The organism is Bacillus sp. KS1 (assembly GCF_020075515.1).
Lineage (GTDB): Bacteria > Bacillota > Bacilli > Bacillales > Bacillaceae > Bacillus > Bacillus velezensis.
This window is the reverse complement of sequence record NZ_JACAWW010000022.1, coordinates 88,300-100,224: the sequence shown is the minus strand read 5'-3', so window position 1 is coordinate 100,224 and position 11,925 is coordinate 88,300. Positions and strand designations below refer to the sequence as shown.

12 protein-coding genes and 1 riboswitch are annotated in these 11,925 nt (G+C 45.7%); of the genes, 2 read left to right on the top strand and 10 right to left on the bottom strand.

What is annotated here, in order from left to right; genetic code table 11:
* Positions 1-62: 62 nt before the first annotated feature.
* From HWY38_RS17130 to HWY38_RS17090, 9 genes are all read right to left on the bottom strand, one after another.
* Positions 63-1,046, bottom strand: coding sequence for a YpdA family putative bacillithiol disulfide reductase (locus HWY38_RS17130; protein ID WP_024085539.1), 984 nt, complete (start codon positions 1,044-1,046; stop codon positions 63-65).
* Between the two features lie 105 nt (positions 1,047-1,151).
* Complete coding sequence (gene gudB / locus HWY38_RS17125) at positions 1,152-2,426, bottom strand: NAD-specific glutamate dehydrogenase (protein WP_224182249.1); 1,275 nt, start codon at positions 2,424-2,426, stop codon at positions 1,152-1,154.
* Positions 2,427-2,586: 160 nt separating this feature from the next.
* Positions 2,587-3,171, bottom strand: coding sequence for a genetic competence negative regulator (locus tag HWY38_RS17120; protein WP_003153412.1), 585 nt, complete (start codon positions 3,169-3,171; stop codon positions 2,587-2,589).
* A 151-nt stretch (positions 3,172-3,322) separates the two neighbouring features.
* Positions 3,323-4,111, bottom strand: coding sequence for a metallophosphoesterase (locus tag HWY38_RS17115; RefSeq protein ID WP_224182248.1), 789 nt, complete (start codon positions 4,109-4,111; stop codon positions 3,323-3,325).
* An 86-nt stretch (positions 4,112-4,197) separates the two neighbouring features.
* On the bottom strand, positions 4,198-4,656 hold the full coding sequence (locus tag HWY38_RS17110) for a YpbF family protein (RefSeq protein ID WP_007409443.1): 459 nt from the start codon (positions 4,654-4,656) through the stop codon (positions 4,198-4,200).
* 68 nt (positions 4,657-4,724) lie between these two features.
* A complete protein-coding gene (locus HWY38_RS17105; RefSeq protein WP_101669885.1) occupies positions 4,725-5,507 on the bottom strand; it encodes a LysM peptidoglycan-binding domain-containing protein in 783 nt (260 codons plus the stop codon).
* On the bottom strand, positions 5,485-6,072 hold the full coding sequence (locus HWY38_RS17100; RefSeq protein WP_007409441.1) for a CPBP family intramembrane glutamic endopeptidase: 588 nt from the start codon (positions 6,070-6,072) through the stop codon (positions 5,485-5,487). Before HWY38_RS17100 ends, HWY38_RS17105 begins: the two co-directional genes overlap by 23 nt.
* A 14-nt stretch (positions 6,073-6,086) precedes the next feature.
* Positions 6,087-7,577: a RecQ family ATP-dependent DNA helicase gene (locus HWY38_RS17095; RefSeq protein ID WP_224182247.1), complete on the bottom strand. Its 1,491-nt coding sequence runs from the start codon at positions 7,575-7,577 to the stop codon at positions 6,087-6,089.
* Positions 7,570-8,628, bottom strand: coding sequence for a helix-turn-helix domain-containing protein (locus HWY38_RS17090; protein ID WP_224182246.1), 1,059 nt, complete (start codon positions 8,626-8,628; stop codon positions 7,570-7,572). Before HWY38_RS17090 ends, HWY38_RS17095 begins: the two co-directional genes overlap by 8 nt.
* Before the next feature lie 268 nt (positions 8,629-8,896).
* On the opposite strand from HWY38_RS17090, the gene HWY38_RS17085 reads away from it, so the two are divergent.
* Positions 8,897-9,145: a ferredoxin gene (locus tag HWY38_RS17085; RefSeq protein ID WP_003153403.1), complete on the top strand. Its 249-nt coding sequence runs from the start codon at positions 8,897-8,899 to the stop codon at positions 9,143-9,145.
* A 136-nt stretch (positions 9,146-9,281) separates the two neighbouring features.
* Here the strand turns inward: HWY38_RS17085 and HWY38_RS17080 are convergent, their stop codons facing one another.
* A complete protein-coding gene (locus HWY38_RS17080) occupies positions 9,282-9,854 on the bottom strand; it encodes an ECF transporter S component (RefSeq protein WP_003153402.1) in 573 nt (190 codons plus the stop codon).
* A 147-nt stretch (positions 9,855-10,001) separates the two neighbouring features.
* Positions 10,002-10,136, bottom strand: a riboswitch (FMN riboswitch).
* Between the two features lie 206 nt (positions 10,137-10,342).
* Between HWY38_RS17080 and serA the strand changes: the two genes are divergently transcribed.
* A complete protein-coding gene (serA, locus tag HWY38_RS17075) occupies positions 10,343-11,920 on the top strand; it encodes a phosphoglycerate dehydrogenase (protein WP_007409437.1) in 1,578 nt (525 codons plus the stop codon).
* Positions 11,921-11,925 lie beyond the last annotated feature (5 nt).

The window sequence follows — 11,925 nt, the reverse complement described above, 5'->3', positions numbered from 1 at the left end:
TCGTACCATGTTGTTCATATTTTTACATCTTTCAATTTTTTTAAAAAAGAGCATATGAATGATCATATGCTCTCTGCACCCAGCCGTTTTGATATTTCATTTGCGATCAAGCCGCCGTGAAAACGGCCGTTCTCGATAAAAATTTCGTTGGCGTTATTTCCAGCCGCAATGACTCCGGCGATAAAAACACCATCAACATTTGTTTCCATCGTTTCTTCCCGGAAAAACGGCCGGCCTGATTCAGCATCAATCTGCACACCGATTTTTTCGAGGAAACCGTGATCGGGATGGTATCCCGTCATGGCAAATACGAAATCGTTTTTCAGCCGGACCGTCTCATTTCGGCCGGAGCGGAAAATGATTTCATCTTCCGTCACTTCTTCAAGACAAGCGCCGAATTCCATCCGGATTGTGCCGTTTCTGACGAGGGCCTCAAACTCAGGCAGAATCCACGGCTTGATGCTCGGGGAGTACTCATGTCCTCTGTAGAGCACCGTGACGCGCGCACCGGACTTCACCAGTTCCAAAGCCGCGTCCACACTTGAGTTTTTCCCGCCGATCACAGCAACATCTTTATCAAAATAAGGATGGCCTTCTTTAAAGTAATGAAATACCTTAGGAAGCCCTTCACCCGGTATGTTCATATAATTCGGATGATCGTAATATCCTGTCGCAATGATACAAAACGGAGTGAGATAGCGGTCTTTTGATGTCTCTACAAGAAAACGGCCGTCTTCCTGTTTCGTTACGCGCTCCACCGTTTCAAAGGCGTTTACGCGCAGCTCTTTTCTTCTGACAACCTCTCTGTAGTAAGAGAGAGCCTGTATTCGGACCGGTTTTCTGTTTTCCGTAATAAAGGCGACATCGCCGATCTCCAATTTTTCACTTGAACTGAAAAAAGTTTGGTGGGTCGGATAGTTATAAATGCTGTTTACGACATTCCCTTTTTCGATCACAAGCGCGTTCACGCCAATTTGCTTCAGATGTATAGCCGCCGATAATCCGCAAGGACCTCCGCCTATTATAATTGCTTTTTCTTCTGTCATGTCCTTCAACTCCTGCGATTGGCATTTCCATCATAAGTTTCCACTCATATAAAAAATCTCCTATATTATCATAGGAGATTTTTTTTGTTTATGCAAACGATTGGTTTATATCCAGCCTCTGAAACGCGAAGCCTCCGCCATTTTCCGCACGCCGACCATGTAAGCCGCAAGCCTCATGTCAATCCGGCGGTTTTGGGACATTTCATAAATATTATTAAACGATTTTATCATCATATTTTCCAGTTTTTCCTCGACTTCTTCTTCACTCCAGTAGAAGCCCTGGTTATTTTGAACCCATTCGAAATAAGAAACCGTTACACCGCCGGCGCTCGCCAGAACATCGGGAACCAGCAGCGTTCCTTTGTCTGTCAGGATTTTCGTTCCTTCCAGTGTCGTCGGTCCGTTTGCCGCTTCTACAACGATTTTCGCTTTGATGCGGTCAGCGTTTTCTTCTGTAATTTGGTTTTCAATCGCCGCCGGGACAAGTATATCACAGTTCAGCTCAAGCAGCTCCTGATTCGTAATGGTGTCATTGAAAAGTTTCGTCACCGTTCCGAAGCTGTCTCTGCGGTCAAGCAGATAATCAATATCAAGACCGTCCGGATCGTAAAGGCCTCCGTACGCGTCAGAAATTCCGACAACTTTCGCGCCGGCGTCATGCATAAACTTGGCCAGATAGCTGCCCGCGTTTCCGAAACCTTGTACGACGACGCGCGCGTTCTGAATATCGAGACCTTTTTTCTTGGCCGCTTCTTTTATGCAGATGGTGACGCCTTTTGCCGTCGCTGATTCCCTGCCGTGGGACCCGCCGAGTACAAGCGGTTTTCCCGTAATAAAGCCGGGTGAGTTAAATTCATCAATTCTTGAATATTCATCCATCATCCAAGCCATAATCTGTGAGTTTGTAAATACGTCAGGTGCCGGGACGTCTTTAGTCGGTCCGACAATCTGACTGATTGCTCTGACATATCCCCTGCTCAGCCTTTCAAGCTCTCTGAATGACATATTTCTCGGATCACAAACAATTCCGCCTTTACCACCGCCATAAGGAAGATCAATAATTCCGCATTTTAAACTCATCCAGATGGAAAGTGCTTTCACCTCTTTTTCAGTTACATTCGGGTGAAAACGAATGCCGCCTTTTGTCGGACCTACGGAATCATTGTGCTGCGCACGATAGCCTGTAAATATTTTCACAGACCCGTCATCCATCCGAACAGGAATTTTAACCGTTAATAATCTGAGCGGCTCTTTCAGCAGTTCATACACTTCTTCTGGATACCCCAATTTTTCCAGAGCTTTATGTATTACGGTTTGGGTTGATTTTAATACATCATGTTTGTCTTCTTCATTATGACCGGTGAATCGATCGGCTGCCATTTGAGTTAACCTCCTAAAATCTTCTGTTTCTCTCATGCTCCCTTTCAGTGACTAGTATACACCTTCAATATCTCCGTGCATAGAAGAAAGACAATGATTTTTCCATTATTTCGCTTAAAAAAAGACGGCCGCTGAAAACAGCTGCCGTTTCAAATCTTCTTTATGAAAAATGTTTCTGGATGGTCTCCACAGCATTGCCGTCCATGATGAGTTTTCCGTACTCATGGAGCCTGTAAATCGTAATTGTCGCCGGGTGTCCGTATTCAGCCAGCACCGCGATGACGCCTTCGGCGGAACGGGAGCCGAGGTCTTCAAGGCTTACATAGTATTGGTTCTCATAGTGGTAGACGGTGCCGCCGGTAATCCCGATTCGGTGAAGGCTTCCGGCAAGCTGAATGATATCTTCAAACGAATGAAACTGATAAATAATATCCGGGCTTTCGTCAAGTTTGACCTGCATCTCGATATAATCATCGTCATATTCGTCATCTTCTGCGTCCGCGTCATGATTTTTCGTTACAATCACAACCATGCCTTGTGCCTGAAGAGAATATACTTCCACCGCGATCGGACCATTCGCTTCAAAGCCGAGCTCTGTATTTGCTTCATTCATCATATCTTTAAATAACTGGTGGACTTTAAACGAGTCCTTCCAGAGGTCTTCTTTTGTCAGTCCCCGATCAGTCAGATCGTCGAGGGTTAAAAAGATTTTAATCTTATTATAGTTCAGACGCTCAAGCCGCATAATGTTCCCTCCTGCCTCTTCTTGCACACAAATCATATAACACAGTATATGAATAAATGAGTCATAGGTTCTTAATTTGTTATCAGTTTACACCGTGTACAGCGGGAAGACAAGCAGAATGCCGTTTTTTATCACAGCGGCCGGGTTTGTTTCAGGAAGACGGCTCATCCGGTCCGCACAGCGTAATCATATGCGTCTCCGGTTTCGCCCCGAGCCTCAGCGGAACTTTTGTCGTCCCGTAGCCGTTGCTGATCAGGTAATGCGCTTTTTTTACCGTTCCCGTCCCGCCCAATTCGTACGGCCCGAACCGGCCGAAACGGATTTGGCCGCCATGCGTATGGCCGCTGAACACAGCGTCAATCCCGTCTGACTCCCTCATCTGCTCATGGATGTCGGGGTTATGGCAAAGCAGGAGGTTTACTTTGTCGGCATCCGTATATCTGATTGCAGAATCGTAATCATCCATCATCATCCTGATATCATCCACGCCGCAGATCGTAACGGTTTCCCCTTTATAAGCAAACTGAACCGATTCATTTCTCAGCGGGATCACATTGTATGCCCGTAAAAGAGAGAGCAGTTTTTGCTGGCTGACCTCGTAATCGTTATTCCCCCACACATACATGACAGGCGCGAGAGCCGTCAAACGTTTGATGTTTTCTTCAATTCTGGCGTAAGGAACTCCGCCCTCCGCCAAATCACCGCCGAGCAAAACGGCATCCGGCTTATAACCTGCCGCTTCGCGGAGAAGCTTTTCATCAATTAAACGGCGGTGCACGTCAGATATAAAGAAGATGGTGAGCGGCTTCATCCCCTTCATTTTATCAAGCGTAAATGTATGTGTTTTCAGATGGCTGCCGCTTGCCGTTTTGTACATAACGGCCGCCATAACCGCAGCCGCTCCCGCCAATGAGCCGAGAATTCCCGCTGTAAGCTTCATAAACGCACTCTCCATTCTGTCATTGTCTTACATTAGACGGACAAACAAAAAAAGACGTTTCTATCCTTTCCGGAAAACGCCTCATTTTATTTGCTTTCAAAATAAAGATTGATATCATACCGATGTTTCATCAAGTGAAAAACAGATTCTCTCGCCCTCCATTTTTCAGGCTGGGGCCATAAATCCGTGCTTTTTTGGATAATTTCACATCTCAATTTATGAAATTCACCCTCAGCTTTTTCTTCCTTTTTTTTAAAATAATAAGAAGTGCAATACGCAAAAGCGGAAGCCATAATCCAGCACAAGTAAACCGTATGGCCTAATATTTCCTGCAGAATCAGCTGCGGAGAGGCTTGGGGGGCATTAAAGCTTTTAAACATCAGCAGTATGCACATCAGGGAAAAACAAACGAGGGACGCCCACTGCCATCTTCGGCATTGCGCGGCATAATTTTCGTATTTTAATTTCCGTTTCACCAGCGCCTGAAGCATTTGTTTCGTCGGTCCGTCAGCAAATCGGTCTAATTGCTTCCATAAAGAATCCATGCGCTTCACACCTTGTCCGTTTTCATTGGTACACTATATGAAAAACGCGGTGAAAACATGCATTTATTTTAATCAGACAGCGGAATGTTCAGAACCTGGCCGGTGTACACGTCGTTTCCGTTTAATCCGTTGTAGCTGCGGATTTTTTCTTCGCCCGCCCGGCTTTTATAATATTTCATTGAAATGCGGTAAAGCGTTTCTTTCGGCTGTACAGTATGCTGTACGGTCCGCACTTTTTTCGGGACAGTCCCGGCTTGATCACTCGCGGCAGCCGGAGCCGCTTTTTCACGGACAGCCGGCGGAGACTGCTGTTTTGTCTCCGCGTATTCGGTGTCTGTCGGCTTTACTTGTTTTTCTGAGGGCGTTTCCGTTTTTTCAGGTGTTTTTTCACTTGGTTTTTCACTTGGTTTTTCTTTCGTTTTTTCAGATGCAGCCGCTTCTTTCTTATCTTTGTCGTCAGACTTTTTTTTCGGTTGTTCTAAAAGAGCGGTTTCTGACGTTTCTTTCTGAGCGCCTTTCGGAATAACGGCAGGCGCGCTTTCACTGTGGTCTATGAAGACATCTTCATAGTCCTTCGGGTCAAATCTGCTGCTGTTCGTCATATAAAGAAGACCGAAAAAGACACCGATTGTTACGATAATGAACAGGACGGTCAGAAAAGTGAACAGCGGCGTTTTTGTTTTGGTTTTTTCCTTCACCTGCTCTTCCTTTTTTTTACGCTCCTCTTTTACAGATTGTCTTGTCGGGAGGCTGTCTTCAAGATATTCAATTTGTTCATCCGCGGCCGCGGCAACCTGCTGCTCGGCACGCAGCTGAGCTTTTCTTCTTTCAACTCTTGACATTTCCGTCATGCAAACCCCTCCTAACATATTGAAAACGGATCTGACAGGCAAATACCGCATCAATAATAAAATGCGCTGTAACCGGAACGAATAAATTGCCGGTCCATTCATAGATAAGCCCCAGCAAAAGACTGATGCCCGCAACCATCATAAACAGAAGCCACTTCGCCAAGTATCTGAAATGAAGCACCGTAAAAATGAAGCTGGCGGCCCACAAGCCGATATGTGTCTGCAGAACGCCTCTGAACAAAATCTCTTCGCTGAACGAAATGAGAAGCGTCAAAAACAAAATGTGCAAAACCGGCCTGTTCTTAAAAAGCAATACATTAATGCCGCCGTCATCATATAAATGCGAAGGACACCATTTCATCACCGCCAGATCGGCAAAAATGACAAGGACAGCAAGAGTTACACCGTACCATATGATATTATCGTCACGTATATGCCACAGCTTTAAAAAATCGTGAATGTCGGTAAAAAAGAAAAAGCCGATAACAGCTGAAACCGCCAATATGAGCAATTGGGTGGCATACAGCTGCATCACAATCTCCCGGTCTGAGAGCTGCCGGATCAATTCGCTTTGCCGTCTCAGCTGAACTCACCCGCAGACTCTGAACCGAAAATCCGGCCTAATTCCAGCTTCCAATCTTCAAACCGTTCCATATTTTTACGTTCTCCTTTTTGCTCGTACGGAGCCAGATCAAGTCCGCAGCTGCTGCAGCATTGTCCGGTTTGACCTTCAGGCTCATACGGTTCATCAAAATAAGACAGCAGCGCTTCTCTTATACATTCTTTCCGCTCTAATAACGCTGAAAAACGATTCATTTTACGCAGCTTCTTTTCCACGCGGTATGTCAGTTCTTCCTGCAGCTGCTCTTTTGTTGTTTTTCCTTGCAGATACAGATGGACGGCCGTTCGCGCCTGTGTTTCCTGGACGCCCTTATTGATCAGAACGTCCCGAAGCTTTCGTTCATCACCCGTACCGGCATCCCGTATGACGGCCAGAATACCTTCCAGGTCATAATCAGACAGGCTTTCTGTCTGAATAATCTGCTGCTGAAGCTCGGTATCGCCGGGCGCCCTCAGCAAAATACTGACACTCGGGCTGCCGTCGCGTCCCGCTCTGCCGATTTCCTGCATAAAGGCCTCAGCCGTTTGGGGAGGATAAAAGTGAATGACAAAGCGGATATCTGACTTATCCACACCCATACCGAACGCATTGGTACAGCAGATGCAATCAAGCTGGTTATGGATAAATTGCTGCTGGATCAAGATTCTGTCCCCTGTATCCATTCCGCCGTGATAATAATCCGTCCGCTTTCCCGTTTTTTCATTCAGCTCAGCCGCAAGCTCTTCCGCCCATTTCCTGGTCGGACAATATATGATACCCGGGCCTTCAAGCTTTTCGGCAAGCTCCGTGAGCCTGCTTATTTTCTCGGCATTATCCGCCAAATGTTCTGCCGCCAGGAGAATATTCGGCCGGTTGACTGAATAAAGATGACGCACCGCATGCTCAAGTCCGAGCACATCCGTCACGTCTCTGAGTGTTTCTTTTGTCGCTGTTGCGGTCAGCGCCAATACAGGCGGCTTTCCGAGTGCCTGCCTGAAAGGCCCGAGCTTCGAGTAATCAGGCCTGAAATCATGTCCCCATTCTGATATGCAATGAGCCTCATCAATAACAAATAAACTGACCGGAACGTTTTTCAAACGGTTCAGTACATAAGGTGAAGAAAGGGCTTCAGGGGACATATAGAGAAATTTATACCTGCTGATGTTGCTGAGAATAAAATGCCGCTCTGCGGAATTCAGCATGCTGTTTAATGCAGCAACCCGCTTTTCTCCTTTCGCTTTCAGCTGCTGCACCTGATCTTCCATTAATGATAGGAGCGGCGAAATAATCAGCACCAGCCCGTCCATCATGTAACCCGGGAGCTGATAGCATAATGATTTTCCCCCGCCGGTCGGAAGCATGGCGATCGTATCTTTTTTTTGGAGCACGCTAGTCATAATCTCTTCCTGCCCTTTTTTAAAGGAATGCAAACCAAAATACTTGGATAAAGCTTTATGCAGCTCAGTCATGCTGATTCACCGTCTTTGCCAGCGCCAGCCTGATCTGGAAATAGCTGAAGCGCATCTGCATTCCTTCGCGAATCCGTTTAATTTTATTCGTTTGATGCTGTTTTGCAAATGCCGTTATCATACGCTGTTCCTCTTCAGAAAGATACTGTTCTATAAAAAATGCAGGCTGATGCAATGATATTTCTACGATATGATCTTCGATTGTGGCAGTTTTTAAATTTCTGACCGCGGCGATCCGTTCAATCGGAAACCCTTTTTCCAACAGCTCAAAGGTTTTTCTGGCAGACTGCGTCAGCGCGCTTTCCGCCTGCAGATCGGACAACAGCTCGCGCAGAGCGGGATATGCACATTGCGGAAGCGATTGAATAACATAATGTACCGCTCCCCAAAACTGGACGGACACATACCATTCATCTTCGTTCAGCTGGAGAGCGAGCTGCTTATTCGTTTTGCCGATTCTGTTGAATGAAGTTAAAGAATAGACAAAAATAAGCGCCTGCCGTTCACTTACGCCTTGCAGAAGCTGAAACAGCGCGTCATGCATTTGGACGGAAAGCTCTTTAGCATCTCTGTTTTTCCGCATGAACCGTTTGACCCATCTCAGCGTCTGCACATCGTTGGTAACCGGGATATATTGACTGCATTGATGCTCTTTGTTTGACAGGACTTGAATGAGCAGGGAAAGCCGCCTCCACAGGGTGACGGCAGGCGTTTGATAATTCGCGCCGTGGCAGTGCTTCGGCCAAGGCCGCTCGGCAAACGCCCGTTCAAGCCTTTGAACGCCGCGCGCAGTCACTTTCCACGTTCCCTCTTCTTTTCCGGCTGTGATGTATGAGCTTTCGGTGAGTTTATGCAAAGAAGACGCAATATCGCCGCGTTCACACTGTGAAGCCATGCCGAAATATTTAGCGATCTGAAATAAGCCGGCATCCTGAATGGTTTGAGACGACTTTTTTCCTTTTAATAAATGAAACACAGCACTCGGAGTCCGTTCGCCGTCTATTTTGTCCAGACAGTCGAGAACCACGATATCAAAGTAGTTTATCGCCAATCTAAACACACCTACATTTCTTCTGTGACAAGTTTCGTTTTTTGGTTCTTTTTATTTTAACAGATTTTCATATAAATTTGACGTTTAAAGTCATCTTTTAGGGGGAAGTGCTAAAGAGAATCCCTTATGTGATAAGCATTCTCAATCATTTTTCTGTTGAAATTTGACACTAACATCATTACAATAAGTAAGAGGAATAGGTGTTATATTTAAAAATATATAAGGTAAACCATTTGTTCCAACACGAACAATCTGGGAGGTTTTATTCATGGCAAAGTACACAATTGTAGATAAAGATACGTGTATTGCATGCGGCGCCTGCGGAGCTGCGGCACCAGACATTTATGATTATGATGATGAAGGCATTGCGTTCGTTACGCTTGACGAAAATAAAGGCGTCGTCGAAGTTCCGGAAGTTCTGGAAGAAGATATGATTGACGCATTTGAAGGATGCCCTACTGATTCAATCAAAGTTGCGGATGAACCGTTCGAAGGCGACCCGCTGAAATACGAATAAAAAAGCCCTCCCCGTGAGAGGAGCTTTTTCGTCCTGAATAAGACTCCGGCTGTTATCGGCCGGAGTCTTATTTTTTGCCGATCAGCACAAACAAAAAAGCGTCCGGCTGTTTTCACAGAGCGGACGCTTTCAGTCTTTATTGTGTTTGGATGCTGCGTTTTTGTTCAATCCAAGGTTTCAGCTTCGTAAAGATGAACGTAAAGACGATGGTGATGATAATGCCTTTTACAATGTTAAACGGCAGAATTCCTGCGACAACCGCCGTTTTTAACTGGCTGTTTGACAGTGCCGGTGAATGTAAAAACCAAGTATACGCGGGCAGGATAAGAATATAGTTCAAAATACTCATCAGCACGGTCATCGCTGCGGTTCCGGCCAGCAGGCTCACCGCAAGACCTTTTGCAGAATTGAGCTTTTTAAACATAAACGCCGTCGGCAGAATAAACAGCGTGCCCGCGATAAAATTGGCTGCCTGCCCGACAGGCACGCCGGCCATGCTTCCTTGAATGATATACTGCAGAATATTTTTAATCGCTTCAACCGCAATCCCCGCCGCAGGCCCGTAAACCAAAATGGCGATAATTGCAGGAACGTCACTGAAATCAATTTTCAAATAATCCGGCAGACCCGGAAACGGGAAATTTAACAGCATAAGCACAAAAGCAATACTGCTAAGCATACTGATGACAACTAATTTTTTTACTTTCACAATGCTCTCTCCTTTTCGATCAAATCTCTCGAAAAGAGGAAAGGTTCTTTTGCGCCCCAATAAAAAAACCGCTTTTGTTAAAAAGCGGGAGCTTACTAAGGCTTGGCAAAGAAACGTTTGATATAAGCATCAAAACGTCTGCTGAACCTCCATCTTCTCCCATCCAGACTATACTGTCGGCTCCGGAATCTCACCGGATCCTGCCGCCGAAGCAGCTCGCGGGCTTAGAGCATGATGCTCATCACCGCCGGTAGGGAATTTCACCCTGCCCCGAAGATTGATCTTATGAATTTATTCACATTATATATGATCAAATTGCAATTGTATAGAGAACTGCTCAAATTTAAATAAAATATTGGGGAAGCCCAATTTAAGCTGATTCAGCGGTTTCCTTTTCTCCTTTACTGCGTCAATACACATTGACACTCTATTGAGAATATGATAAATTATCAGATATTTAGTCAGCTAAACTAGGAGGAAATCTAACAATGTTTCGAGTTTTGGTCTCAGATAAGATGAGCAATGACGGCTTAAAGCCGCTGATGGAATCAGACTTTATAGAAATTGTTCAAAAAAACGTCGCGGATGCAGAAGATGAATTACATACCTTTGATGCCCTGTTAGTCCGCAGTGCCACGAAAGTAACCGAAGAATTGTTTAAAAAAATGACCTCTTTAAAAATCGTCGGCAGAGCCGGTGTCGGCGTAGACAACATCGACATTGATGAGGCCACAAAACATGGGGTTATCGTGATAAACGCGCCGAATGGAAACACCATTTCAACGGCAGAGCATACATTCGCGATGATTTCTTCATTAATGAGACACATTCCGCAAGCCAATATCTCAGTAAAATCTAGAGAATGGAACCGGACGGCTTTTGTCGGGGCGGAGCTCTACGGAAAGACTTTAGGCATTGTCGGTCTGGGCCGGATCGGAAGCGAGATTGCCCAGCGCGCCAGAGCGTTCGGTATGACGGTTCATGTATTCGATCCTTTCTTAACCGAAGAGAGAGCCGGCAAAATCGGCGTAAACAGCCGGACATTCGAAGAAGTGCTTGAAAGCGCGGATATCATTACCGTCCACACGCCTTTAACAAAGGAAACAAAAGGACTGCTTAACAGAGAAACCATTGCCAAAACGAAAAAAGGCGTCCGTCTTATCAACTGCGCAAGAGGCGGTATTATTGATGAAGCGGCGCTTTTGGAAGCGCTGGAAAGCGGCCATGTCGCAGGCGCTGCCCTTGACGTGTTTGAAGTGGAACCGCCAGTTGAATCAAAGCTTCCCGACCATCCGCTGGTGATCGCCACACCTCACTTAGGCGCTTCAACGAAAGAAGCACAGCTGAATGTCGCGGCACAGGTTTCTGAAGAAGTGCTGCAGTTTGCAAAAGGTCTGCCTGTCATGTCAGCGATCAACCTGCCTGCGATGACGAAAGATGAATTCAAAAAAATCCAGCCTTATCACCAAATTGCTGATAAAATCGGAAGTCTCGTATCACAATGTATGAAGGAACCCGTCAAAGATGTTGCGATTCAATATGAAGGCACCATCGCCAAACTTGAAACATCATTTATTACAAAAAGCCTGCTGTCCGGTTTCTTAAAACCGCGTGTAGACTCAACGGTCAATGAAGTGAACGCCGGCGGTGTAGCAAAAGAACGCGGAATCAGCTTCAGCGAGAAGATTTCCTCCAATGAATCAGGATATGATAACTGCATCAGCGTAAAAGTAACCGGAGACCGGAGCACATTTACGTTAACGGCTACGTATATCCCTCACTTCGGTGAACGAATCGTTGAACTGAACGGCTTTAATATTGACTTAAATCCTGCCGGCCACCTCGTTTATATCCAGCACCAGGATACGACTGGTGTAATCGGACGCGTAGGACGCATCCTCGGCGATAACGATATCAATATCGCTACCATGCAGGTAGGCCGTAAAGAAAAAGGCGGAGAAGCCATTATGATGCTTTCTTTTGATAAACATTTAGATGATAAAGTCGTCAATGAGCTGACTTCAATTCAGGATATTGTTTCCGTTAAACTGATTGACCTTCCGTAACCAAC